We start from the raw sequence: 25617 nt of genomic DNA, 5'->3' as shown, positions 1-25617 counted from the left end.
CCCCGTCACACGTTAAAAAGGCGCCACCCACTCGGGGCGGCGCCTTTTGCATGCCAGATACCGGGCCGGAAAAGCTAGTTGCCGGCAGCTCGGGCGGCTTGGTAGGCCTCCACGAGCTTCTTCGTCACGTCGGCCGGAGCGGGGTCGTAGCCCTCGAGCTCCAGGGTGTACGAGCCGGAGCCGCGCGTGAGGGAGCGCAGGTCCTTCGTGTACGTGACCACCTCGGCGTAGGGCACGCGCATCATGATGACCGTCTCGCCCGCGTCGTTGGAGTCGGTGCCCACGATGCGGCCGCGGCGCGTGGAGATGTCGCCCATCACGGCGCCGGCGTACTCCTCGCCCACCGTCACGTTCAGGTTGGCCATGGGCTCCAGCAGGATGGGGTCGGCCTTCTCGCACGCGGCGCGGAAGCCGATGCGCGCGGCCGTCTTGAACGCCATCTCGTTGGAGTCGACCGAGTGGTACGAGCCGTCGTACACGGCGCACTTCACGTCCACCATGGGATAGCCCGCCAGGAAGCCCTCGGCCATGGCGTCCTGCACGCCCTTGTCCACTGCCGGGATGAAGCCGCGCGGGATCTTGCCGCCCACGATCTCGTCCAGGAACTCGTAGCCGCCGCCGGGGTTCGGCTCCAGGCGCAGCCAGCAGTCGCCGAACTGGCCCGAGCCGCCCGTCTGCTTCTTGTGGCGTCCCTGCGCCTCGGCCTTCTTGCGGATGGTCTCGCGGTACGGGATGCGCACGTCCACGAGCCTCGCCTCGACGCCGGTCTGTTCCTTCAGGCGTGCGAGCAGCGTGTCAACCTGGGCGTCGCCCATGGCGGTGACCACGGTCTGGTGCGTCTCCTCGCTGCGGCTGACGCGGATGGTGGGGTCGGTCTCCACCGCGCGGGCCAGGAACGTGCCCAGCTTGTCCTCGTCCTTCTTGTTCACGGCCTCGATGGCCACGGGGTACTGCGGCTCGGGCAAGGGCAGCGGGTCGATGGCCACGGTGCCCGACTTCGACAGCGTGTCGCCCGTGCGCGTCTCGGTGAGCTTGGGGACGACGATGATGTCGCCGGCCTTCGCGCTCTTCACGTCGTTGGTCTCCTTGCCCATCATGACGTACAAGTGGCCCAGGCGGTCCTTCTTGCCCGTACGGGCGTTCACCAGCTCCATGCCCGGCTCCAGCACGCCGGATATGACCTTCATGAAGCTCAAGCGCCCCACGAACGGGTCGGACACGGTCTTGAACACGAAGCCCGCCGGCTCGCCCGTCTCGTCCACGAGCGTCTCCTCGCCGTTGGCCAGGCGGAAGCGGCCGTGGTGGCGCGGGTGCGGGAAGTAGGTGGCGATGTCCTCCATGACGCCCTGGATGCCCTGCTCGATGATCGTGGAGCCCACGAACACGGGAATGAACAGCTCCTGCGCGATGGCCTTGTCCAGCAGCTGCTCCAACTCCTGCTGCGTGAGCTGCTCCTCGCCGTCCAGGTACTTCATCATGAGCTCGTCGTCGGCCTCGGCCACGAGGTCGCAGAGCTTGTCGCGCGCGGCCTGGGCCGTCTCCAGGTAGTCGGCCGGGATGTCCTCGATGCGCTCGGCGTCGCTGCCGGGATCGAAGTAGCGCGCCTTCATGCGGATGATGTCGATGACGCCCTTGAAGTCCGCGTCCACGCCGATGGGGATGGTTACGGGCCCCAGACGCGAGCCGAAGCGCGCGTGCAGGAGCGCCATGGCGGTGTCGAAGTCAGCGTTCTCGCGGTCGATGTGGTTGATGAACACGGCGCGCGACAGGCGCATGTCCTCGGCCTCGCGCCACAGCTTGGTGGTCATGACCTGCGGGCCCGCCACGGCGTCGACCACGAAAAGCGCCATCTCGGCCGCCTGCATGGTGGCCAGCGTGTCGCCGATGAAGTCGGGGTGGCCGGAGGTGTCCAGCAGGTTGATCTTGTAGTCCTTGTAGGGGATGGGGGCGATGGACGTGCCGATGGTGAACTTGCGCCGGATTTCCTCCTCGTCGTAGTCGAGGTAGGACTTCCCGTCGTGGGTCGTGCCCATGCGGGGCGTGCGGCCCGAGACGTGCAGCATCGCCTCGGCGAGCGATGTCTTGCCGGCGCCGTCTTGGCCCACCAGCACAATGTTCCGTACGTGTTCGGTAGCAGGAGCTGCCATGTTGACCACCAACTTTCCTGTTGAGTGGCCCACGCCGTTGCCGTCTTCGTCAAGGCGCGAACCACAGTCGAGCCTAACCTACGAACTTCAAACGCGAACATGAAACCTTGACCCATAGTGTATCGCAAATGGCCGCTTTCGGCGTCCACAACGCCGGAATTCGACCGCACCCCTGAAGTGCGCGGCCCGCCCGCTGCCGAGGCCGAGCCGCGCCCGGGGCGCGCCGGAGCGCAGCCGCGGGCAGGCCGCATCATCCCGTATAACAGTCACCGCCCGACCGAATGCTGCAAAATCGTCGATTTCGGCGCCCATAAAGCCGTCTTTCCGGAAGCAGCCCCGTATTGCCTTCAGAGCATTCCTCTGAACAGGCGTTTTCATCGCCAGTCGTCAATGGAGAAGCCGAGCCTCGACCCGCCATGCGCGACGGCCGCCGAAATCGGTGATTTTGCAGCAAGAAGCGTCGTGCCGCAGACGGCTTGCACGTGCTAGAATCATCCAACCAGAGTCGAGGCAGGCGCTCTTCCCACGTTGACGAGCCCGCTGCGGAAACGATGTGCTCGCTTCCCCACGTCTGCAAGATCCTTCGAGCCCGCGACGAGCTAGGAGGCTTGCATGGCCGCATGCGACCCCATCCCGAAAACCGGTCTCCGCCCCTATGACAGGCGGGAGCGCGCGAAACCGGCGCGCATCTGCTTCGGGCACCTCACCGCCCTGCAAATCCTGCGAGCCGCTCGACCGGGCATGCTGGCGCCCGAGAAGGGCGCGGCTCGCACGCTGCCCGATCACGCCCCGAGAGCTGGGGAGCTGCAGCGAAAGCTCGAACTGCTGGAAGCGATGCATGCCGATCTGCGGTTCGAGAAACCCGCCCATGTTCTCGTCGGCAACCCGAACTGCCGAGCATCGCCGACTTGCAAGCCGCATGTGCACGGCAATCCCCTGCCGAGCGGATCGCTCCTGCGCTTGGATCGCGAGACGACCCTCACCGCGCCCGCAACCAGTTTCGTTCACCTGGCGCGACAAGCGAGTGAAACGGCGCTGCTCGAGCTAGGATGGGAGATGTGCGGCTCTTACCAAACCAAACGGACCGGCGCTCGATCCGCCTACCAGGTCGAACCGCTGACAAGCACGCGGGCCCTACGCACCTACGTAACGAAGAACCCCTCGATGGGCGGAGCACGCAAAGTCCAGCGCATCCTACCCTACCTTGCCGACGGATCGGCCTCCGCGCGCGAATCGAAGCTCGCGCTCATCCTCGGGCTGCCCCTGTCACGCGGAGGATACGGACTCGGCATCCCCCTGATGAACTACGAGGTGAGCGCGAACAGCGCGGCGCGCGCGATCTCCGGAAGGAGAAGCTTCCGCTGTGACCTATGCTGGCCTGAAGCCAAACTCGACGTCGAGTACCAGAGCAGAGAGCACCACGAAGGAGAGGTTAGCCGCCTTCGGGATTCGAGAAGGGCTAACGCTCTGGTGGCGATGGGATGGATCGTCATAGGCGTCACCAACGACGAGCTCGACAGCATGCTGGCGACCGACACCATAGCCGCATCCATCCGCAAGCGCCTGGGCAAACGATTGCAGATGAGCTTCCCCGACCATCACGCGCGCAAGCTCAGGCTTAGGAGAGAGCTCGGGCTGCCCGTCGGATTCGACTGAGGGTGGCCGTATCCCCCGCAACGAGCCGCAAAACTTCGTTCGGCTGCTGCAAAATCGCCGATTTCGGCGGCCTCTTCGCCGTGCGGGCCCCCTTTGCAGCCAGAGCCTTGTGCAGGTAAAGCAAAACACCTGGTCGGACAACGGCCAGCGAGGGACGCTATGCCGTTCGTCGCGTCTTTCGCCCGTCAATCTGCCGAAATCGGCGACTTTGCAGCAGCGTCGCGAGCGTCGGCGCGAATTCGAAACGCGGCGCTTGTCTTTGGAGAACCCGCGAACAACACGTTACCGAACGGTGACGAACCTGTCGCCAGCACCCCGCCCCAGGCGCATGGCTCCGTGCTGCCCGTATAATCGCAAGCAACACGCGGCTTCGAGCCGCCACCCACCGTTAGCGAGGAGACCATGAGCGACCACAGCCCCATCATCGATGTCAGCCCCGTCGCCAGCGCAAGCGAAGCCGCGCGGAGCGGACGGCCTGCAGGCGGCGACGCGTTCCGCGCGCCGTCGTACGGGAAGAACGCCGCGCAGGCCGCCTCTGTCAACGCTACCATCATCGACGGAGGCCCTGCCTCCGGGAAGAAGAAGCCCAGCCGCATCGGGGGCGCCGTGCAGACGGCCGTCGGCGGCGCGATCATGCTCGTGGGCGTGCCGATGCTCATCCTGCCCGGCCCCGGCCTTCTGGCCATCGGCGGCGGCGCCGTCGTGGCCGCCAAGGGCATCAAGAAAGTGCTCGGCAAATAGCCGAAGCGAACGCGCGCAACCGCAGCGGACCCCTCGCCGAGGGGCCCGCTCTTCATGCGTTGCTGCTAGAAGGAAAGCGTCTGCGACGCGTCAGATTCCTCGCGATACCCGCCGAACGATGCTTGGTACTCGTACTCCGTCAATCCGCGCAGCTCCTCGTCGCTGGCCGCGTAGTAGGAGGTGATCAGCAGCAGCTCGCCAGTCTGGTAATCGTGTTTCTGGTACCCGACCGCCGTGTGGTAGCCCCAGTACCTCTCCCCGGTCTCCTCGTCGTACCATTCTTCGCACAGCGGCGTCGGCTGCTGCGTGGGCCGCATGCCTGCCGCGCCGCCGAGCGATGCCTGCCATCCATAAGGCTTGAGAGAGATACTCACCGTGCCGTCCGCCACATCCCAGCCCGTCAGCTCGTAACCGCCGTATTCGCTCGTCTCCAGCTTGGTCCCGATCTGCGAGACGTCCACCGTACGCTCGTTCTGCTCGTTGATCGCCGCACGCTGATCGTCCGTCATCGACCCCCAATCGGCCGCGTGCATCATCGGCGTGAACGTGACGCTGGTCGCATCGGGTGACAAGCCCGCCAGCTCCACCACATACGCGCCGGCCGGATCGATCCCCGTTCCGTCGCCCGCGCCCACCGGGGTCAGCACGTTGCCTAGGTCGTCGGCGATTTTCAGCATGGACGGCGTGATGGAGCCTTCAGCCACGTTATAGATGGGACGGCCGCTTTCCTCGATTGTTTCGATCTCATCGTTGCGCACCACCATCACGCATCCCAGCTCGGAGGCCGTGAAGCGCTCGATACCCATGGTCTTCTCGCCCTCGCTCGTGGCGAACGTGAGATCCTGTGAGCCCAGCTCGCGCGGCTGGGCCACCGTGCCGAGGTCGAGGCCGAAGTCGAAGGTGAAGGGCGCGTCGCCCTCCTCGTAGGGCTTCCAAGTCGCCCATCCTTCCAGCTCGACGTCCACCTGGTCGGGTAGCGTCGCCTCCGGCACGATGCGCTGCATGACCTTCACCTTGCCGTCCTCCTGGTAGGCATCCAACAGGTAGACGGAATCGCTGCCGATCGACTCGCCATTACTCGAAAGCGCGCAGGTGAAGCGCGGCGACAGCCTTTGCAGGCGATCCCACTCGCTCTCCTGCGAGCCCTTGTAACTCGCCTGCTCGGTCAGGTCGAAGCCGCCCTCCTTCTCCAGCGTGAAGAACAGGTTGACGATGTTTCGGTCGGACGACACGGAATCGAGCGTCACCTTCACGCCGTCGACCTCCACCGTCTGCCCCACGTCGGCGCTCAAGCTGGACACGCCCTCTTGCAGGCTCCCGTAGATCGGCAGGTTCTTGCCGCTGTCGAAGAACGGCGCGTCGCCCGGCTGCATCTGCAAGAACGTGGTCGCCGCGAAAGCGGCGCCGCCGAGCAGCGCCACGGTCACCGCCGCCGCGACCATCAGCACGCCGCGCCTCACGACGCGCCCGCCCGTCGGCTTGCCGTGCGCCGCAGCCTCCGCGTCGCTCCGGCGCGTCGGCCGGGGACGCTCCGAGGCGGCTGCGCTCTCCGCCGTCGGACGATCCTGGGGAATGGACCCGAGCGACGCATACACACCGTCGAGCTTGGCCTGCGCCTTCTGGGGAAGCGGGCCGGGATCCAGCTCGCATATCACCGCCTGGCGCAGCTCGCTTTCGTTGCCGAACTTCTCATGGCTCATCGTGCCACCTCCGCTTCCTTGAAAACGCCGCTCGGTCCTTCGCCGTAGACGACCTTGAATCGATCCCGCGCCCGCGACAGGCGGGTGCGCACGGCGCCTTCCGATACGTTCATGATCTGGGATATCTGTCGTATGGGGTAATCGTTCACATAGAACAGCACCAGCACGAGACGATCGTCGGGCGCAAGTCGACCGAGAGCGTCGTGCACGTCCATCGCCTCGTCGCGATCGGGGTTGCGCACCACGCCGCGCCCCGCCGACACGAGCCCCGCCGCCGGCTCCCACGACACGTCCGTGCCGTCGGCGTCGATGTCGAAGACCCCCATCGCGCACGGGGTCTCGCGCTTGCGCTTCCGCCGAACGTCATAGCACGTCCGCAGCAGGATGCACATGAACCACGTGCCCACGGCGCTGCGGCCGCCGAAGCGCGGCATTGCGCGCCACGCTTTCACCGCCGTCTCCTGGAGTGCGTCGGAAGCGTCGTCCACGTTGTCGAGCACCGCCATCGCCGTTCGCCACAGCGGCTGCTTCTCGTGCTCGAACAGGGCGGCGAACGCCTCGCCGTCTCCGTCTCGCGCTCTCTGTATCAGATCGTCCATGCAAACGCCCCTTTCAAGGTCGGTTGCTTATTAGACGTGCCAGGAGGGCGAAGAGGTTACACCCTGTTTGGAAAAACGCGCAGAAGCCGCACCGGAGCGGGACGGACGGAGGGAAGGGGGTCGGAGCGGAGCCTCGGAAGGGGCACCGTCCCGAGGGGCCGGAGCGGAGCCTCGGAAGGGGCGCCCATCCCGAGGGGCCGGAGCGAAGCCTCGGGACGGGCGCGAAAGCGGGAGCGTCGTCCCTATAGGCGGCGCATGCGAACGCTCATGTCCAGGGGCTTCGCGGCGAAGGGGGCCGTCGTGGCCAGGCCGTCCACGCCGGTGGCGGCGTAGGCGGCGGCGTTGCCGGGGTTGATGCCGCCGGCGGCGACAAGCGTTACGTGCGGGTCGACGGCGCGCAGCTCGGCCACGAGGGGACCCAGCTCGTCCACGGGCACCTTGTCGAACTGGATGCCGTCCACGCCTGCGGCCGCGAGCACCCGGGCGCGCGCGGCGTCGGCTTCCACGAACAGCTTCTTCTCGATGCAGCGCGCCTTGATGGCCGGCAGCTGCTCCACGAACGCGTCGAAGCCGCCGAAGAACGTGAGGTGATGGTCGAACACGAGCGCCGTCTCGGAGAGCCCCAGCCGGTGCGGAAAGGCCCCGCCTGCCATAACGGCACTGGTGAGCAGGTCTTTCGCGCCGGGTTGGCTCTTTCGCGTGGTAAGCACCTCGCAGCGCGGGTTCGCACCGTGCGCCGCATCGACCATGGCACGCGTTTTCGTGGCCACGGCCGAGCAGTGGTCGAACACGTTCAGGCACACCTTCCACGCCGCATGCAGGTCGGCCGACGCGCCGCGCACGGTCATGAACGTGCCGCCGGCCGCCACGCGCGTGCCGCTCGGCTCGGCCGCAACCACCTCGCAGCCCAGCTTCCCCATGATGCGGCGCACCACCTCGGTGCCGGCCAGCACGCAGTCCTCGCGCGTGAAGTAGTCCATCTCGCCGGGCTCGTCGCCTATCCCCAGCACCGCGCACGTCAGGTCGACGTAGGGCACGTCCTCGGCGATGAAGCCGTCGATGCGCGCATCGGAAATTCGCAGCATGCTTCCCCTTCCCTCTTCATAATGATAGCCATACCAGAATAAACCAACACGCGCCCCGCGCCTAGCGGTACTTTGCGTACAGGCTGGCGCGGGGCGCGGTTGCGTGCGGCACGCGGCGTCGGGGGGGGGTGCCGGGCGGGCTTTGGCGGCAGGGGCTACACCTCGGAGATGATGCGCTTCGTGCGGGCCTCCACCTCGGCCTTCGCGCGCTCCACATCGATTCCGGGGTAGGCGCCGTCGCGGTAGACCACCGCGCCGTCGCTCATGGTGAGCACGACGTCGGATCCGTGGCCGGCATACACCATGTTCACCAGAGGGTTCGTGCGCGGCGCCCACGAGGGGCCCGTCACATCGAGCACGGCGAGATCGGCCTTCATGTCCTCGCGCACCAGCCCGCAGTCCTCGCGGCCCTGCGAGAGCGCGCCCACGCGCGTGGCGGCGGAAAGCGCCTGCTTCGGCGTGACCACCGACGGGTCGCCCGTGGAGCCCTTGTACAGCAGCGCCAGCAGGTACAGGTCCTGCATCATGTCGTGGTTGTTGTTCGAGGCCATGCCGTCGGTGCCCAGGCAAACGCTCACGCCGCGCTCGAGCATGGCCGGAATGGGCGCGTAGCCGCTGCCCAGCTTCATGTTCGACGCGGGGTTCGCGGCCGCGAACACGCCCTTCTCCACCATGATATCGAAGTCGGCCGGCTCGCACCACGTGCAGTGCGCGGCCGTGGTGGGCACGTCCAGCACGCCGATGCTCGCGAAGTACTGGATGGGCGTCAGGCCGTCGTGGCGCTGCTTGCACTCCTCGTGCTCGCTTCTCGTCTCCGAGGCGTGCAGGTGCATGCGCAGGCCCTTCTCCTTCACCACGGCAGCGATATCCTTGCACGTCTGAGGGTTCGACGTGTACTCGGCGTGGATGTTGTAGTCGATGAGGATGCGCCCGTCCGCGGCGCCGTGGTACTTCCTCACGTATTCCTCGACCGCCGCGCAGCTGGCATAGTCCGCGAACGGCTTGGGCTCGAAGTACAGCTCGCTCTCGCAGATGTTCGCCTTCAGGCCGCTCTCCACCACGGCGCGCACGCGCTCGTCGGTGGCGTAGTACATGTCGGAGAAGCTCACCACGCCGTAGCGGGCCATCTCGGCGCAGGCCAGAAGCGTGGCCCAGTAGTTGTCCTCGGGCGTCATCTTCGCCTCGAACGGCCACACCATGTCGTTGAGCCACGCCTGCAGGGGCAGGTTCTCGGCGTAACCGCGCAGAAGCGTCATGGGCGCGTGCGCATGGGCGTTGTAGAAGGCCGGCACGAGCAGCTTGCCGCGGCCGTCGTACGCCTCGCCGTAGGCCTCGGCCTCGGCGTCGGCGGGTGCCTGCCCGTCCAGGTACGCGATGCGCCCGTTCTTCACGCCCACCCAGCAGTGGGGACGCAGGTCCAGGTTCTCGTCCAAGATGTCGATGTCTGCGAACAGCATGCGCTCTCCTCGCTCTCCGGACGCCCCGCGGGGGCGCCGCCTTCGTATTCGGGCGCCCGCAGGGCGCGCCTCGTCTCCGGGTGCCTCGGGCGCCCTGCCGTTTCCGCCCATTATAGGACTACCTCTAGTAATAGCTAACGGCAATCTTTCTTGACACAACCTTATATATGCTATCATGCCGAGGGAGACGAGACGACGGGCCGCCGAGACCGAGGCGGCGGCCTCTCGAAGAAAGAAGGAGCCATGGCAGAAGAAGAATGCACCCACGAATGCGGCAGCTGCGGCGTTGCCGGCTGCGGCGACCGCGAGGACGCGGGCTCGTCCACGTTCCCGACGAACGCCCGCACGAACATCAAGCACGTCATCGGCGTGGTTTCCGGCAAGGGCGGCGTGGGCAAGTCGCTCGTGACCAGCCTCTTGGCCAGCCAGATGCAGAAGAAGGGCTTCAGCGTGGGCATCCTGGACGCCGACGTGACCGGCCCGTCCATCCCCAAGACGTTCGGCATCACGAACCCGCTCACGGCCGATGCCGACGGCATCGTGCCGGCGCAGACGGCCAGCGGCATCAAAGTGGTGTCCGTGAACCTCATGCTGCCGAAGGACGACATCCCGGTGGCGTGGCGCGGCCCCGTGGTATCCGGCATTATCAAGCAGTTCTGGGGCGAGGTGAGCTGGGGCGATATCGACTACCTGTTCGTAGACATGCCTCCGGGAACCTCCGACGTGTTCCTGACCGTGTTCCAGTCGCTGCCGGTCGACGGCATCGTGACCGTGTCGGCGCCGCAGGAGCTCGTGGCCATGATCGTGGGCAAGGCCGTGAACCTGGCACACGACCTGAAGGTGCCCGTGGTGGGCCTCGTGGAGAACATGGCCTACTTCAAGTGCGACGAGTGCGGCAAGGACCACCACATCTTCGGCGAGCCCCAGGGAGAGGCCGTGGCCAAGCGCTACGACATCCCCTCGTTCGCCACGCTGCCCATCGACCCGTCGTTCGCGCGCCTCGTGGACGAGGGCAAGGTGGAGGAGTACGACGTGGCCGGCGCGCTCGACCCCGTCATCGAACAGGTGGAGATCTGCGCGAAGGCGAAGGACGCCGAGTAGGCGAGAAGCCGAGCCGATCGCAAAGCCAGAAGGCCCTCGGGGCATCGTCCCGGGGGCCTTTTCCATGGACAACGGCCTTGGCGAGCATGTCGGCAAGAGGTGTCCCGACGCACGAGAATCGGAGGATCGTGGGGGCGAAGCACGGCGGGTACGCGAGCTTCCGGTATCGTCCGGAGGTCGGGACGGGACCCTCCGCAACGTCGGCGCGTACCGGAAGCCGGCAGGGCGCCGGAGCACAAGAGGGATCAGGGATGCTCGTCGAAGTAGCCCGTCTGGCCGCGCACCTGCCACGTGCACACGGCCAGCGCGATGATGAACAGCCCGCTCACGATGCCGGTAACGTCGACGATGCCCGACGAGAGGTTGCCGGCCATGGCCCAGGCCGTGAGCACCGCGTCGGCCAGCGTTATCCAGAAGAACAGCGTTATCTTGTAGGGGTTCTTGGCTCCACGAATACCCAGCAGGCCGATGGCCAGGTTGAATACCGCGCTCACAAGCGCCGTGGCCCCCACGGCTGCCGCAATGTCGCGCAACTCCACGCCGGCGAGCCGCACGTCTCCCGCCACCGAGCCGGCCGCCCAGAACACGGCGCCGAACACCAGCTCCAGCACGGCCCACACGATCATGACGATGCACAGCCGCCTGAGCCACACCTGCCAGGTCGACAGGGGCTTTCCGTCCGCACCGAGCGGCGCCGGCCGGGCGCTCGCCCGCGCTCCGCCCATTCGGCGCGCACTCCCCGGCACCGCCGTTCCCTGATCTGCCTCCATACCGCCTCCGCCTGCGCCTGCGCACGTCCCATGCCAGCGGGCCGCCTCGGCTTCTCCTCGGCGGCCCGCCTCGCTTCCTTTTCTCCCAACTATTATAGGGCAAGTCGCCGCCTTGCCGGGAAACCGAAACTTTGAGGCGTTCGGGCGCATCGTATACTGGGGCAAGTTGAATAAACGCCGTCGCGTATGGGATGGGGATGTTCCAAGCGCAAAGCCGGCTGCACGCTCTCTCAAGGAGGCTATTATGGAGCGCGCTCGTTACCGGCAAAGCGACTTGAGAAGGATGGTCCTCGGTGTACGCGCCATCCCCTCCCTGTTCATCGCTTTGACCTCTTACAAACTGCTTGCCGTGTTGCTGTTCATGGAAACGTTCCTGCTGCCGGGCACGTTCGACGTGGGCGGCTTGGCATTTCCCGCCTGCACGCTGCTGTTCCTTGCCTGCGCCCTGGTGTGCCTGGCCTTCGCCATACTGTTCCGCCGGCTGACGTTCCACGACCGCGGCTGGTACCTGGGGCTGCTCACAGCCTGCCTCTTGCTCGGGCTGTTCCTGCTGCTTCTGCGCGAGCTGGGAGGAATCGGCAACACGGCGCTGGCCGCAGCGTGCCGCGGACTGGGAATCGCGCTGGTGGCGATGGGGCTTATAGGCGCGCACATCGAGGAAGCGCGCATCATGGGCGCCCTCGGCATGACCCAAACGCTCACGTTCGGCGTATCCGCTGCGTTCGCTGCCTCCCTGCTCTACCTGGCGCTGACCCTTTTGCCGATGCCGCAAGGGCGCTGGGCGGCGGCGTTCGTGCTGCCGCTCGTGTTCGCCGCCTCGTTCTGGCGCGCACAGCAAGAGGTGTACCGCTCCCCTAGGACGCGTTACGAGGAGCCCGAAGCCAAAGTGCTCGTTCCCTACCGGTTCATCGCCACCTCCGTGGCGCAGGGCATCGCCGCCGGCCTGCTCGTAGCCCTCGCGTGCGCCGGCGGGCAGTTCTCGCCCGCGTGGAACGTGGCAGGGTACCTGCTGGCCGCAGTGCTCACCCTGGCCACGATGCTGGTGTGCAAGCTCGACTTCAACCGCTCGGTGTACCAGATTGGATTCCCGCTCGTGGGATTGGGGCTGCTGTGCGCCGGCATCGCGGGCGCTCCGCTGGGCGCACCGGGCGCGGTGATGCAGGTAACGGGGTTCCTGTACCTCGACCTGGTGCTGTGGGGGCTGGGATCGTACCTCATAAAGAACTGCCGTCAACCGGCCACCTGGGTGGCGGCCTGCCCCACCACCTCGCTCATGGCCGGCCGGACGCTGGGGGCGGTGCTGGGAGCCGCCCTGCTGCAGCTGCTGCCGGCCGGCTTTGGCTGGAACACCCTGCTGTGCGCCGCCGCGTTCTGCTTCGTGATGGCCGCCCTTCTGCTGTCCAACGCCGCCAACCTGCGTACCGGCTGGGGCTTCGTGCGGCCGGGCGGCCCCGACGACGGCGCGAACGCCCACCGCGCCTGCCAGATCGTCGCCGAGGATTTCAGCCTCACGCAGCGCGAGTTCGAGGTGCTGCGGCGCATCGTGGAGGGCGAATCGCGCGCCGATGTGGCCGAGGCGCTGTTCATCGCGCCCAACACGGTGAAGACGCACCTGCACAGCATCTACGCGAAACTCGACGTGCACAACGTGCGCGATCTGCGCGCGTACGTGGACAACCGAAGGCGCTCGTTCTCGCCGTCTTCCGAAAACGAGGAAATTCTTGAAAATGATGCTTGACCCTGTGCGCGCTTCCGTTATACTAGGTTTCGCACTTTTTCGGGGCTTTAGCTCAGCTGGGAGAGCGCATGGCTGGCAGCCATGAGGTCAGGGGTTCGATCCCCCTAAGCTCCACCATCAACTTGATGGCCGGTTCGGAGACGAACCGGCCATTTTCTTTGCTCTCTGCGCAAAGGAGCGCAAGGGACTGCGATTCAGGCACGGACCATGCGCCGCCCTCTTCGCCTTGGCTCCACACCCGCGTAAATATGGTATCGTACGAGCGAGACGCAGGAGGGCGTCGAAGCGGATCGGAGCAAGCCATAGCACACGGAGGAGAAGACGCGCGGAACCGGCACCTGGTCGGGGTGTCCTTGCCGCTTTTGCTGCTTGCACTCGTTGCGGCGCTGCTTGCACTGCCCGGGGCCTACGCTCCTCCCGCCTTCGCCGACGAGGACGCGCCGGAAGGCAAGCGTATCGTGCGCGTGGGCTACTACGAAGACGGCGACTACATGTCCTACGACGAGGCCGGCCAGCTCGTGGGCTACAACATCGACTACCTGGAAGAGCTGCGGCGCTACGCCGACTGGACGTACGAGTACGTGGATTTCGCCGGATGGGCCGAAGCCTACGAGGCGCTGGAGAACGGAGAGATCGACCTGCTCCCCGCCGTATACTACACCCAGGAGCGCACGGACCGCATGCTGTTCTCGGCCGAGCCCATGTGCAGCATCTACACCACGCTCAACGTGCGCCTGGACGATAGGCGCTACGCCTACGAGGACTTCACCGCGTTCTCGGGCATGAGCGTGGGAGTGATCGAGAACAGCCAGGACGCCCGGGCGTTCGCACAGTATGCAAACGACAACGGCTTCGACGTGGACATGGTGGAGTACCTGGAGACCGACGACCTCCTGAATGCGCTGGACGAGGGCGCGCTGGACGCCATCGCCATCACCTACCTGGGCAGCAACTCGCGTTTCCGCACCATCGCGCAGTTCTCTCCCGAGCCCATCCACTTCGCGTTCCCGCTCGACCGCGCCGAGCTCCAACAGGACCTGACCGCCGCCATGAACCGGCTCCAGCTGCGCGACCCCGGCTTCTCCACGCTGCTGTACAACCGCTACTTCGGCATCAACACCGACCAGGACCCCGTGTTCACCGAGGACGAGTACGCCTACCTCGCGTCCGCCCCCACGCTGAGGGTGGCCTACGACGCGTTCCGCACGCCGCTGTCGTACACCGACCCGGAGACGGGCGCGTTCGCCGGCGCCGCCGCGCGGCTGTTCGAGGACATCTCCCGCGTGACGGGCCTCTCGTTCGAATTCGTGCCCGTCGACCGCCACAGCGACGCCTTCGAGATGGTGGAGAGCGGCGCGGTGGACCTGGTGGCCGGCGTGGACCGCGACGCCGACGAGGCCACGGCGGGCATCGTGTCCACCACTGGGCCGTACCTGCGCGACCCCATGGCCCTCATCGTGGGGCCGGGCTCCTCGGGCTCGCGCGTGGCGCTGCCGCGCGGCTTCGCGCTGGCGGCCGAGATGGAGCGCCAGCACGTGGGGGACGAGATCGCGTACTTCGACACGCCGAAGCAGTGCGTGGACGCCGTGCTGACAGGCGCCGCCGACTTCGCCTACGCTGACACGCACGTGGCGAACTACCTGCTGTCGGAGTCGCAGTACGAATCGCTCACCGTCACCACCATGACCGACTACACGAACGACATGAGCATAGGCGTGGCGGGGACCGCCGACACGCGCCTGCTGAGCGTGCTGGACCGCTGCGTGCAGTACACGGCGGAGAGCAAGATCACCACCTGGGTGTCGCAAAGCTCGCTGGCCGTGCATCCCACCACGCCCCTCGACTTCCTGCGCCAGTACCCGCTGCAGATCATCTCGGGGCTCGCGGCGCTGTTCGGGGTGCTTTTGGCCGGGGCGCTCTACCTGGGGCGCACGAAGCTGCGCACGGCACGCCACATCGAGGAGCTGTCCTTCACCGACCCGCTCACGGGCGGGTGGACGCTCGCCCGCTTCCGCACGGGGGCCGAGGACGTGCTCGAGCGCGCGGGAAGCGGGGAGCACGCCATCGTTTACCTGGACATCGCCCGCTTCAAGAGCTTCAACGCCGCGTTCGGCTACGCGGCGGGCGACCAGCTGCTCAAGGCGCTCGACCGCCTCATCGGCGAGCTGGAGCACGATGGCGAGCACCACGCGCACATCACCGCCGACGAGTTCGTGGTGCTGGTGCGGTGGGACGGCTGGGACGCGTTCCTCGAGCGGTTCGCTGAGCTGGACCGCCGCTTCAACAGCCTGGACGTGCTGCGATCGCACTCGCACCGCCTGTTCCTGCATGCCGGCGCCTGCATCGTGGAGCGCCCCGGCGGGTCGCGCCGCCTGGACGCGCAGGCCCTGGCCGAGCTCATGGACTGCGCCCGCTACGCGCGCGACAGCGTGGGCGAGACGTCGTCGAGCAAGGCGGCGCTCTACACGGCCGACATGAAAGACCGCGACGTGGCCGAGCGCGCGGTGGTGGCGCTGGCGCGCGCCGCGCTGGATCAGGGCGAGTTCGTGGCCTATTACCAGCCGAAGGTCGAGCTGGCCACGAACCGCATCGTCGGCCTTGAGGCGCTCGTGCGCTGGGAGTCGCCCGAGCGCGGCGTCGTGCAGCCGAACGACTTCATCCCGCTGTTCGAGAAGAACGGCTTCGTGACCGAGATCGACCTGCACGTGCTGCGCCAAGCCTGCACGCGCCTGGAGGAGCGGTTGGCCCAGGGGCTGCCCGTCGTGCCCATCGCATGCAACTTCTCGCGCCTGCACCTGCAGCGGGACGGGTTCCCGGAGAGGGTGAAAGCCATCGTCGACGAGTACGCGGTACCGGTCGACCTCATAGAGCTGGAGCTGACGGAGAACATCGTCATGGAGGACCTGGAGCGCGCGAAGGGCATCTGCCGCCAGCTTAAGGACCTGGGCTTCCGCATATCCATCGACGACTTCGGCAGCGGCTACTCGTCGCTGGGCACCTTGCAGGACCTGACGATAGACGTGCTGAAGCTGGACCGCACGTTCCTCATGAGCAGCGAGAGCGGCGAGCGCAGCCGGGCCATCCTCGAGGGCGTGGTGGGCATCGCCGAGAAGCTGCGCGTGACCATCGTCGTGGAGGGCGTGGAGACGTGCGAGCAGGCCCGGATGCTCCAGCAGCTGGACGACGCCATCATCGCGCAGGGCTACCTGTACTCGCGCCCCGTGCCGCGGGCCGAGTCCGACCGCCAGCTGGACGGCGCCGTTCTGGAGCCGAGCGAGGGGTAGCCGCAGGCAGCGCGGACGGGCGCCCGTAAACCGCGAAGCACCGCGCCTTACGCTGCCTCGCGGGCGGCGCGCAGAAGCGCTATCTCCTCGGCGAAGCCGGAGAGCTCGGGGTTGGGGGTTTCCAGGTAGAACGGCAGGTCCCGCAGCTTCGGATGGTTCGTGACGGCGGCGAGCGCCTCGAGGCCGATCTGCCCCTCGCCGATGCGCGCGTGACGGTCCTTGCGCGAGCCGCGCGCGTTCTGGGAGTCGTTGAGGTGGATGGCGCGCAACCGGTCGAGCCCGATGACGCGGTCGAACTCCTCCACCACGCCGTCGAGGTCGCCTGCGATGTCGTAGCCCGCATCCCACACATGGCACGTGTCGAGGCATACGCCCACGTGGTCGGCCAGGTCAACCTGCGCGATGATGGCCGCCAGCTCCTCGAACGTGCCGCCCACCTCGCTGCCCTTCCCCGCCATCGTCTCGAGCAGCAGCGTGGTGGTCTGGTGCGGCAGAAGCGACCGGTTGAGCGCGTCGGCGATCTTCGCGATGGCCGCTTCGTGCGTCTGGCCGGTGGCGCTGCCCGGATGCATGTTGTACAGCTGGTGCGGCGTCTCCTCCATGCGCCCCAGGTCCTCGGCCAGCGCCATGAGCGCGAAGTCGCGCGTCTGCTGCTTGTCGGAGGCGGGGTTCAGCGTGTAGGGCGCGTGCGCCAGGATGCGCTCGATGCCGTGCTCGGGCGCGTAGGCCGCATACGCCGCCACGTCCTTCGGGTCGATGGCCTTCGCCCGCCCGCCGCGCGGGTTGCGCGTGAAGAACTGGAATGTGTTGGCATCGATGGATACGGCGTCCTTCGCCATGTGGAGGTAGCCTTTGGCGCTCGAGAGGTGGCATCCGATGGTGAACATTGGCCGCATCCTTTCCGGTGGTTTAATCGTGACGCTTATAGTAGCATATGGAGCGGCGAGCTCAGGCCGAGGCGCGGGCCTTCTGGAACTTCTCTATGGCCTCGCCGTACTCCTTGAGCGTCGCGTCGGGCGCCTCCAGGTAGAACGGCACGTCGCGCAGTTTCGGATGGTTCGCGAGCGCCGCCAGGGCGTCGAAGCCGATCTCGCCCTCGCCGATAGGCGCATGGCGGTCCTTGTGAGAGCCGAGAGCGTCCTTCGAGTCGTTGAGGTGGATGGCGCGCAACCGGTCGAGGCCGATGACGCGGTCGAACTCCTCCACCACGCCGTCGAGGTCGCCGGCGAGGTCGTAGCCGGCGCCCCACGCGCGGCAGGCGTCGAAGAGCACGCCCGCGTGGTCGTCGAACTTAACCTGGTCGAGGATACGCGCCAGCTGCTCGAACGTGCTGCCCACCTGCGTGCCCTCGCCCGCCATGGTCTGCACGAGCACGGGCGTCTCCTGCGACGGCGTAATCACGTCGTTGAGCGCTGCGGCAACCCTTGCCAGTGCTTCGTCCACCGGCTTGCCGAGCGCGCTGCCAGGTTGCAGCGTGTACATCGCTTGCGGCGTCTCGGCCATGCGCGCGAGGTCTTCGGCCAGCACCATCATCGTGAAATCGTGCTCGCGCTGGTCGGCGCTGGCCGGGTTCGCCGTGTAGGGCGCATATCCCAGGATGACCTCGATGCCGTGTTCGGGCGCATAGTCCTCGAACGCGGCGATATCCTGCGGGTCGAGCGCCTTCTGCGCACCGCCGCGCGGGTTGCGCGTGAAGAACTGGAACGTGTTGGCCCCGATGGACACGGCGGCCTTGGCCATGCCAAGGTATCCGTCCTTGTCCGAGAGATGGCATCCGATGGTGAGCATGGCAGCGTCCTTTCCAATGGGGAGCATTGCCGTCCATGCTAGCCGTGCGCCCGCAGCCTGGACGACGCGGAAGGCGCGCCGCCGCGTATCTGTCAGCAGCCCGTTGCGCCCCCGTGCAACCAGCCGGGCGAGCGTGGCAGGCTATATGAGGAGAGGGGATTTCGGAGGCAGGCAGCGGCCAGGGCGGGCGGGCGCCTACGCCTCCGCGGCGTCGTAGGCGTCGAGCGCGGCTCCAAGCGCCTCGATGGCAGTCATGCCGACGGCGGGCAGACCCACGAGCACCGCGCTGCGCACCTCCTCGCGCGTGGCGCCCAGCTTCTTGAGCGAGGTCACGTGGAACCCGAGACCGCCCGTCATGCCGACTGCGGAGAGCACGGCCAGGTAGGCCAGCTCCTGCGTCTTCTGGTCGAGCGCGCTCGACTTCGCCACCTGCATGACCATGCCGCCGTACGCCTTCGCCAGCTCCGGCTCCTCGTCCATGAACAGCTCGAATCCTTTTGCCATTGCGCAGCCTCCTTCGTCGGAGCGCCCGAAGGCGCCGTTTGCCTCCGCCGTGACCAGTATAGGGCCCTGGACGCTGCGGCGACGCGGCGCGCGGTGAACCGTCATCCCCCCGAAGGCTCTGCATCAGCCTAGGGCACGGCAACGAGCCGGCACGACGCCCCGTGCCCGTCGGGCTCGCCGTCTTGTCGGCCGACCTGGGTCCGCCGATCTCCGCAGTTTGCCCCTTTTCATCCAACGGTTCGCCGTTGCGTCGGGCGGCTATAAGGACAGGCCGAAAAGTCCGTGTGCTTGGCAGGATGGCGGAGGCTCTTTCCGCCGCTTCCCTCTCTGGAGCCCCTTTCTCGCATGGCGCATCGTTCGCCGTCGCGCTTGCCCTACCGCTGCCCTAGGGCCCCCGGCGCGAGGGAGCACGCGGCCGACGCGATCGCAGCCGTTACAGCACGATCCCCAGCGTTACGGCGCAAGCCACCAGCGCGACCGCGACCGCCATCACAGCCACGTCGTAACCCACAAACGGGTACTCCTTGTAGCCGCTCGCCACGCCGCGCAGGTTGAAGCCGCGCACCTCCGCGGCGATGGCGGCGCTGTTGGTCTTGCGGACCGACGACACGAGCAGCGGCACGCACAGCGGCACCATCAGGCGCACCTTCCGCACGATGCCGCCCGCGTCGAACTCCACGCCGCGCGCGGTCTGCGCCTCCATGATGCCCTTCATGTCGTTCATGAACAGGGGGATGAAATGGATCGTGGACGTGAACGTGAACGCGTACTTGTAAGGCACGTGCAGCACCTTCACCACGGCGTTTGTGATGTCGTTCATCTTCGTGACGTAGAACACGAGGAACAGCGGGATGGCGGCGGCCATGAGGCGCACCACCGTGGTGAGAGCCGCCAACAGGCTTCCCGTGCCGATGTAGCCCCACGGAAGCTCTGCCAGCACCGCTCCGCTCGGCGTCGTGAGGATCTGGACGACGGCGAGGATCAGCGAGAACGCGAACACCGCCTTCGCGAGGCCGATGGCGGGCCTCATCATGCCGCACGTCGCGGCCAGCGCGAACCCGACCGCCAGCAGCACGGCCAAGAACACGAGGTTGCTCGAGCAGAAGCACGCGACGGCGAACAGCGCGGCCGCCGCCAGCTTGGCCACGGGGTTCATGCGATGCAGCAGGCTGGTGCCGGGCACGTATTCGAGAAACGAGCTCATGCGCACACGCTCCTTTCGACGTCTTGGGTTGTTCGAGCCTCTTCGACGACGGCGGCCAGCATCTCATCCACCGTGTTGGCGCGGGCGACGGCCGTCTCGGCGAGCCGCGGCATGTCGCGCGCCAGTTCAAGCGACAGGTCCACGATCTGCGGCGGAACAAGCGAGGCGCACTCGAGCGTGTCGCGGTTGCGCAGCACGTCGAACGTGGGGGCGTCGTCCACCACCGTGCCGCCGCTCATCACGATACAGCGCGTGGCGTAGTCGGCCACCACCTCCATGTCGTGGCACACCATGATCACCGTGGCGCCCTGCTCGTGGATGCGGCGGATGATGGCCATGACCTTCTCGCACTCGCGGAAGTCCAGTCCTGTCGTGGGCTCGTCGAGCACCACCACCGGCGGCGCGAGCACCACGATGGAAGCCAGCGCCAAAAGCTGGCGTGCGCCGCGGTTCAGCAGGAACGGGTCGTCGTCGGCATCGAAGCCGAACTCCTCGATGATGGCGTCCACGCGCGCGTCGGCCTCGGGACCCGCCTGCCCGAGCGCCTTGAACCCGAACAGCAGCTCCTCGCGCACCGTGTTGCAGCAGATCTGGCGGTCGGGATTCTGGAACAGGAAGCCCACGCGCCGGGCCAGCTCGCTCGTGCGCAGCTCGGTCGTGGGCACGCCGTCGACGAGCACCTGGCCGGCGTCGGGCTTCAGCAAGCCGTTCACCAGGCGCATCGTGGTGGACTTCCCCGCTCCGTTCGTGCCCACGAACGCGACGAACTCGCCGTCGCGGATGGTGAAGCTGACGCCCTTGAGGATGGGCAGCGTTGCCTCGTAGGACGCGTGCACGTCGTCGAACTCGATCATGCGAGCACCTCCCTCAACGCCTCGCGCGCTTCGCGCACGTTGCGGACGGACGCGCCGCCGTACAGGCCCTCGGCGCGCAGGCGGTTCATGAGCTTGGTCGAACGCGGGCAGTTGACGCCGATCCGCTTGAGCTCGTCCGAATGCTCCAGCACCTTCGCGGGCTCGTCGGCGAAGCGGACGCGCCCCTCGTTTACGATAACCAGCATATCGGCGTACTGCGACAACAGAGCTATCTTCTGCTCCACCACCACGACGGTGGTGCCGTGCTCGCGCGCATAGCGCGCCAGCAGGTCGAACACCGCTTGCGAGCTGGCCGGATCGAGCTCGGCGGTGGGCTCGTCCAGCACGAGCACCCGCGGGTTCAGCGCCAGGACGGACGCGATGGCCACCTTCTGCTTCTGCCCGCCCGAGAGCGTTGCGATCATGCGGTCGCGCAAATCGGCGATGCCCATGTCGTCCAAGGCCTGTGCGACGCGCCCTTCGATCTCGCCCTTCGGCACGCCGAAGTTCTCCAGCCCGTAGAGCACCTCGTCCTCCACGACCGACGTGACGAACTGGCTGTCGACGTCCTGGCAGACGCTGCCCACCAGCCGCGACACATCGGTGAGCGCGACGTCGCAGGTGTCGAGCCCGTCCACGGTCACCGAGCCGTAGAAGTCGCCCGGATAGCAGTGCGGGATGATGCCGTTGAGCGCATAGGTGAGCGTCGACTTGCCCGAACCGGCCGCGCCGGTGATCCCGACGAACGCACCGTCCGGAATGGCAAGGCTGATGCCGCTCACCGCGGGCCGCTCGCTTTCGCGGTACTGAAACGTGAAATCGCGTATCTCTATCATGTCGAGTCTTTCTTCCGAATCGCAGGTTGGCGTAGCAAGTCAGCGAGGGCGGCCGCAGGCCCGCGGAATCCCTAGCGCTTGAGCACCTTCTTCAGCGGCATGGCCAGAACCTGCACCAAGATGCAGTTGAAGGTGGCCGTGCCGAACACGATGGCCGCGTACGTGGCCAGCGCCACCATGACGTCGCCGCCCGTGGACACGACGTTGATGTAGACGGACAGCAGCGCGAAGGTTCCTCCGGACACCACCGTGGACACGAACGTGTTGACGAGCGGGTTGAGGTCGAGCCTGCCGCCGATGCTCATGGGCACCTTGACGAGCAAGCCGCAGGCCAGCGCGCCGAGTACCTCGGAGGGGATGTTAAGAAGCGGCGTGGCGTTGAGCAGGGGGATCTGGCAGATGAGCCCCGCCAGAAGGCCGATGACGAGCGACTGGCCCAGCTTCGGGCGCGTCAGGATGATGGCCAGGCAGTACATGGCGATGATGAAGTTCGGCTTCATGCCCATCGACGAGAGCAGCGAGCCCACCGTCAGCTTGAGCACCGCGCCGGCTGCCAGCAGCACGGCGATGAGGATGAGGTCCTGCGTGGAGAGCCCCGCCTTCTTGGGAGCCGCCGCCACGTCGCGCTTGCGCGGCGCTGCCGCTTTGCCCGCTGCGGCCGTCTGCGTAGCAACCTCGCGCTTGATCTGCTGCTCCATGTTCCTCAATCCTTTCTTGGCGGAGTTCCCGCCGGTTCGTTGCCCCTCCCGGGGCGTTTCGTTTGCCGGCACGAGCTTCGCGGTTGAGGAACGCATCGCCTCGCCTCCAAAGGTGCGCACGGCTGCCGCCGCGCTGCGCCGCATAAAAAAACACCTGTCCTTTGAGATAAAGGACAGGTGTTGTAACCTGCGGTGCCACCTTTATTGGCTCTGCGATGCAGAACCCTCTCACGAACATGCCAACACATGTTCTGCCCTTAACGCAGGCTCACGGTCCAGATACTCGGTCGGCTCGGCCCCGTGCGCGCCATGCCTTCCTTTCCCCTTTCCCTCGGCGAACCATTTACCATCCAGCTTACTGCGGGAATCCCAGCTGCGCCCGCTCTCTGTGAGTGCTCATGATGGCTTGACTTTCGCCTCATCGGTTTCAGCTATTAAGTTGTGGCGCATACTTTAGCACAACGCTTCGGGATGCTGTCAAGAGAAAATGCACGTTTTTTCAACGCAGGCCGCAGTATCGCGGACCGTTGAGCCGTTGGCTGCGAGCCGGGAGCGCGCCCTAGCCCGCCGTGTCGTCCCCCGCAGAAAGGTACGTCGCTATCAGCCGGCGCGTCTCGGAGGATGTGGGCGCCGCCTCGCCGCAGACATGCAGCATCGAGCGCGTGCGCGCCAGGCCGATGGCCGTGGAGGACGCCACGAGCGCCTCCTCCTCCACCGACCCGCCCGCCAACATGCGGCGCTCGGGACGCTCGCACAGATAGGAGCGCAAGGCGGCGGCGATGGAGCGCTGCACGGCCAAAAGATCGCGCTGGCCGTGGAAGAACAGCTGGGGCATGGAACGCAGCGCCTCGCGTCGCAGGCTCTCTATCTCGTCGTCCACGCCCGCGGACACGGTGGTGCTCACCACCCCCACGAGCACATCGAGGTAGCACGCCTCGTCATGCTCCGCCAGTATCTCGAGCAGGCGCTCGTCGTCGGGGAACGCGTCCATGCGTCCCATGATGACCGAGGCCTTCGAGGGGAAGTAGTTGAAGAACGTCTTCTTGGATATCTCGGCCCGCGCGCAGATGTCCTCCACCGTCACGCCGTCGTAGCCGCGCTCGATGACCAGCTCCAGCGCCGCGCGCTCCACCGCAAGCCGCGCCTTGAGCTTCTTACGGTACCGCAGCCCCTCCGGCGATGCGTTCTCCCGACCGTGCTCCACGATGCGCGCAACCTCCCGTTGACGATGATGTGCCGTTTTCATGCAGGGTACCACAAGTTTCGACCGCGCCGCTTTTCATCTACCGAATGAATATTTATACTGGGTGTAAATTACCTCAGCCGCACATGAAGGCGTTCTCGAGGACGGGCGAAAGCCCGCTCGAGGGCGCCTTTGTTCGCGGCAGCACGTCTCTTAGCGGAAGGAATCAGGCATATGGGTTTGTCGCGCAAGCAGATCATCATGTTGGCCGTGCTCGTGTTCGGCACGTTCGTCACCGTCTTGAACCAAACGGTGGTGGCGCCCGCGCTGCCGTCGGTCATGGCCGAGATGAGCGTCGACGCTTCCACGGCGCAGTGGCTGACCACGGGATTCACCCTGGTCAACGCCATCATGATTCCCATCACGGCGTTCTTGACGGACCGCTTCACCACCAAGCGGCTCTTCCTCGTGTCCATGGCCATCTTCACTGCGGGCAGCGCGCTGGCCGGCTGGGGGCCGAGCTTCGCCGTGCTGCTGCTCGGCCGCCTCGTGCAGGCCGCAGGCGCCGGCATCCTCATGCCGCTCGTGATGACCGTGCTCATGTGGACGTTCCCCGTGGACAAGCGCGGCACGGCCATGGGCCTGTTCGGCATCGTCATCGCGTTCGGCCCGGCCATCGGCCCCACGGTCGCCGGCGTGATCATCGACCGCTACACCTGGCATGACATGTTCTATATCATCACCGTGCTGTCGGCCGTCGTCGTGCTCATCGGCGCGTTCGTGCTGGAGAAGGGCGGCGAGACGAACAAAGACGTCAGCCTCGACGTGCCGTCCGTCGTCCTGTCGTCGTTCGGCTTCGGCGGCCTCCTGTACGGCCTGTCCACCATCGGCTCGTACGGCCTGCGCGCCGACGCCATCGCGGGCACGCTCGTGGGCGTGGTGGCGCTCGTGTTCTTCTTCCGCCGCCAGCTGAAGATGGAGCATCCCATGCTGCAGGTGCGCGTGCTGGCCAACCGCAAGTTCCTCATCGCCACCATCATCGGCATGCTCGTGCAGGGCGCCCTGCTTGCCGCCGGCATCCTCGTGCCCATCTACCTGCAGTCGCTCATGGGCTACTCGGCCACCGTGTCGGGCCTCGTGCTGCTGCCCGGCGCCATCATCATGGGCGCCATGGGCCCCATCGCCGGCCGCCTGTTCGACAAGCACGGCCCGCGCGTGCTGGCGCTCGTGGGCATGGGCGTGCTGACGCTCACCACGTTCTGCTTCGCGTTCCTGGGAACCGAAACGGGCCTGATCACGCTGACCGTGCTGTACACGGTGCGCCTGTTCTCGCTGTCGCTGGTGAACATGCCCATCACCACCTGGGGCATGAACGCGCTCGACAACGAGCTGGTGAACCACGGCACCTCGGTGAACAACACGTTCCGCCAGGTGGCGGGCTCGCTGGGCACGGCCATCATCGTTTCGGCGTCCACCATCGCCACGAACGCGAGCGCGCGGGTGATGACTCCCACGCAGGCCAGCATCTTCGGCATCGACGTGGCGTTCGCCCTGGCAGGCGTGCTGTGCCTCATCGGCTTCGTCATGGTGGTGGCGCTCGTGAAGAACAAGCCGGGCGAGACTGCCGAGCTCGACAAGGACAATGCACGGCGCACGGTGCTCGAGTCCATCATGAAGCGCGACGTGTTCACCCTGCCGTCGAACGCCACCGTGGCCGAGGCCATGAAGCTGCTGGTGGACAAGCACATCTCCGCGGCGCCGCTCGTGAACGCCGAGGGCAAGGCCGTGGGCTTCGTGTCCGACGGCGACATCATGCGCTACCTGTCGAAGCGCTCCACCATGATGATGGACCCCGTGGTCATGATCATGCAGACCGTGGACGCCGACGGCGGCAACAAGGACTTCGCCCGCAAGCTCGACGAGCTCATGGGCATGCAGGCGCTGAGCATCGGCGCGAAGGGCATCATAGGCGTGGACGTGCACACCGACCTTCCCGAGGTGTGCCGCGTGCTGGGCGAGAACCATCTGAAGAAGGTGCCGGTTCTCGACGACGGCCAGGTGGTGGGCGTGATCAACCGATCCGACATCACCCACTACTCCATGGAGCAGTACCTGGCCGAGCGCGGCGACGAGGCGCTGGTCGCCGGTAGCGGGGAGGGCCAGGGGCCGACCAAGCTCGAGCGCGCCGAAGAAGCCGCAGCCCTGCCGGACGACGAGGCTGTGGCGTCGTCCATCTAGCGGGCGGCGCACGGCGAACCCGGCCGATTTCGCA

Annotated in this window: 21 protein-coding genes and 1 tRNA gene; 8 read left to right on the top strand and 14 right to left on the bottom strand. The window is 66.7% G+C overall.

The annotated features are described in order from the left end of the window. Positions 1 to 74: 74 nt before the first annotated feature. Positions 75 to 2147 carry an elongation factor G gene (locus BN3560_RS10275; protein ID WP_154270179.1) on the bottom strand — a complete coding sequence of 691 codons (2073 nt, stop codon included), beginning with the start codon at positions 2145 to 2147 and terminating at the stop codon, positions 75 to 77. 117 nt (positions 2148 to 2264) lie between these two features. Here BN3560_RS10275 and BN3560_RS14400 point away from each other — a divergent pair, with 117 nt between their 5' ends. From BN3560_RS14400 to BN3560_RS10265, 3 genes are all read left to right on the top strand, one after another. After that, a complete protein-coding gene (locus tag BN3560_RS14400; RefSeq protein WP_123649902.1) occupies positions 2265 to 2636 on the top strand; it encodes a hypothetical protein in 372 nt (123 codons plus the stop codon). Positions 2637 to 2759: 123 nt separating this feature from the next. Further along, positions 2760 to 3803, top strand: coding sequence for a PDDEXK family nuclease (locus BN3560_RS10270; RefSeq protein WP_096227973.1), 1044 nt, complete (start codon positions 2760 to 2762; stop codon positions 3801 to 3803). A 402-nt stretch (positions 3804 to 4205) separates the two neighbouring features. Then, a complete protein-coding gene (locus BN3560_RS10265; protein ID WP_087191135.1) occupies positions 4206 to 4544 on the top strand; it encodes a hypothetical protein in 339 nt (112 codons plus the stop codon). Between the two features lie 65 nt (positions 4545 to 4609). On the opposite strand, the gene BN3560_RS10260 is transcribed toward BN3560_RS10265, so the two are convergent. From BN3560_RS10260 to BN3560_RS10245, 4 genes are all read right to left on the bottom strand, one after another. Then, positions 4610 to 6244, bottom strand: coding sequence for a DUF4179 domain-containing protein (locus BN3560_RS10260; RefSeq protein ID WP_096227972.1), 1635 nt, complete (start codon positions 6242 to 6244; stop codon positions 4610 to 4612). Then, positions 6241 to 6843 (bottom strand): RNA polymerase sigma factor, encoded by a 603-nt coding sequence (locus tag BN3560_RS10255; RefSeq protein WP_096227971.1) that lies wholly within the window; start codon positions 6841 to 6843, stop codon positions 6241 to 6243. Before BN3560_RS10255 ends, BN3560_RS10260 begins: the two co-directional genes overlap by 4 nt. 242 nt (positions 6844 to 7085) lie before the next feature. Then, positions 7086 to 7928 carry a ModD protein gene (gene modD, locus BN3560_RS10250; RefSeq protein WP_096227970.1) on the bottom strand — a complete coding sequence of 281 codons (843 nt, stop codon included), beginning with the start codon at positions 7926 to 7928 and terminating at the stop codon, positions 7086 to 7088. A gap of 155 nt (positions 7929 to 8083) precedes the next feature. Continuing rightward, positions 8084 to 9385 (bottom strand): amidohydrolase, encoded by a 1302-nt coding sequence (locus BN3560_RS10245; RefSeq protein WP_096227969.1) that lies wholly within the window; start codon positions 9383 to 9385, stop codon positions 8084 to 8086. Between the two features lie 243 nt (positions 9386 to 9628). On the opposite strand from BN3560_RS10245, the gene BN3560_RS10240 reads away from it, so the two are divergent. Continuing rightward, positions 9629 to 10486 carry an Mrp/NBP35 family ATP-binding protein gene (locus BN3560_RS10240; RefSeq protein WP_096227968.1) on the top strand — a complete coding sequence of 286 codons (858 nt, stop codon included), beginning with the start codon at positions 9629 to 9631 and terminating at the stop codon, positions 10484 to 10486. 245 nt (positions 10487 to 10731) lie between these two features. On the opposite strand, the gene BN3560_RS10235 is transcribed toward BN3560_RS10240, so the two are convergent. Next, positions 10732 to 11211 carry a hypothetical protein gene (locus tag BN3560_RS10235; RefSeq protein WP_087191117.1) on the bottom strand — a complete coding sequence of 160 codons (480 nt, stop codon included), beginning with the start codon at positions 11209 to 11211 and terminating at the stop codon, positions 10732 to 10734. 289 nt (positions 11212 to 11500) lie between these two features. On the opposite strand from BN3560_RS10235, the gene BN3560_RS10230 reads away from it, so the two are divergent. The 3 genes from BN3560_RS10230 (at position 11501) to BN3560_RS10220 (ending at position 16278) form a co-directional block, all read left to right on the top strand. Beyond that, on the top strand, positions 11501 to 12994 hold the full coding sequence (locus BN3560_RS10230; RefSeq protein WP_096227967.1) for a helix-turn-helix transcriptional regulator: 1494 nt from the start codon (positions 11501 to 11503) through the stop codon (positions 12992 to 12994). A 41-nt stretch (positions 12995 to 13035) separates the two neighbouring features. Beyond that, positions 13036 to 13111: transfer RNA gene (locus BN3560_RS10225), tRNA-Ala, on the top strand. A gap of 236 nt (positions 13112 to 13347) precedes the next feature. Beyond that, positions 13348 to 16278 (top strand): EAL domain-containing protein, encoded by a 2931-nt coding sequence (locus BN3560_RS10220; RefSeq protein WP_227115168.1) that lies wholly within the window; start codon positions 13348 to 13350, stop codon positions 16276 to 16278. 47 nt (positions 16279 to 16325) lie between these two features. Here BN3560_RS10220 and BN3560_RS10215 read toward each other — a convergent pair whose 3' ends face one another. The 8 genes from BN3560_RS10215 to BN3560_RS10180 all read right to left on the bottom strand — a co-directional run bounded on the left by BN3560_RS10215 (position 16326) and on the right by BN3560_RS10180 (position 23408). Further along, positions 16326 to 17165 (bottom strand): deoxyribonuclease IV, encoded by an 840-nt coding sequence (locus tag BN3560_RS10215; RefSeq protein WP_096227965.1) that lies wholly within the window; start codon positions 17163 to 17165, stop codon positions 16326 to 16328. 61 nt (positions 17166 to 17226) lie between these two features. Beyond that, positions 17227 to 18066, bottom strand: coding sequence for a deoxyribonuclease IV (locus BN3560_RS10210; protein WP_096227964.1), 840 nt, complete (start codon positions 18064 to 18066; stop codon positions 17227 to 17229). Positions 18067 to 18261: 195 nt separating this feature from the next. Further along, positions 18262 to 18570 (bottom strand): carboxymuconolactone decarboxylase family protein, encoded by a 309-nt coding sequence (locus BN3560_RS10205; RefSeq protein ID WP_096227963.1) that lies wholly within the window; start codon positions 18568 to 18570, stop codon positions 18262 to 18264. 433 nt (positions 18571 to 19003) lie between these two features. Beyond that, positions 19004 to 19774 (bottom strand): energy-coupling factor transporter transmembrane component T family protein, encoded by a 771-nt coding sequence (locus BN3560_RS10200; RefSeq protein ID WP_096227962.1) that lies wholly within the window; start codon positions 19772 to 19774, stop codon positions 19004 to 19006. Then, positions 19771 to 20628 (bottom strand): energy-coupling factor ABC transporter ATP-binding protein, encoded by an 858-nt coding sequence (locus tag BN3560_RS10195; RefSeq protein WP_096227961.1) that lies wholly within the window; start codon positions 20626 to 20628, stop codon positions 19771 to 19773. Before BN3560_RS10195 ends, BN3560_RS10200 begins: the two co-directional genes overlap by 4 nt. After that, entirely contained in the window at positions 20625 to 21464 is an 840-nt protein-coding gene (locus BN3560_RS10190) for an energy-coupling factor ABC transporter ATP-binding protein (protein WP_096227960.1), read from the bottom strand. Before BN3560_RS10190 ends, BN3560_RS10195 begins: the two co-directional genes overlap by 4 nt. Positions 21465 to 21535: 71 nt before the next feature. Next, complete coding sequence (locus BN3560_RS10185) at positions 21536 to 22162, bottom strand: tryptophan transporter (protein WP_087191108.1); 627 nt, start codon at positions 22160 to 22162, stop codon at positions 21536 to 21538. A 559-nt stretch (positions 22163 to 22721) separates the two neighbouring features. Continuing rightward, positions 22722 to 23408, bottom strand: a complete 687-nt coding sequence (locus BN3560_RS10180) for a TetR family transcriptional regulator (protein ID WP_173011755.1) — start codon at positions 23406 to 23408, stop codon at positions 22722 to 22724. Positions 23409 to 23579: 171 nt separating this feature from the next. On the opposite strand from BN3560_RS10180, the gene BN3560_RS10175 reads away from it, so the two are divergent. Further along, on the top strand, positions 23580 to 25583 hold the full coding sequence (locus BN3560_RS10175; RefSeq protein ID WP_096227959.1) for an MDR family MFS transporter: 2004 nt from the start codon (positions 23580 to 23582) through the stop codon (positions 25581 to 25583). The last annotated feature ends 34 nt before the right edge of the window (positions 25584 to 25617 follow it).

Source organism: Gordonibacter urolithinfaciens, assembly GCF_900199375.1.
GTDB classification, from domain to species: Bacteria; Actinomycetota; Coriobacteriia; order Coriobacteriales; family Eggerthellaceae; genus Gordonibacter; species Gordonibacter urolithinfaciens.
Note: the sequence above shows the minus strand (reverse complement) of the source record. Positions and strands in the feature narration are given on the sequence as shown.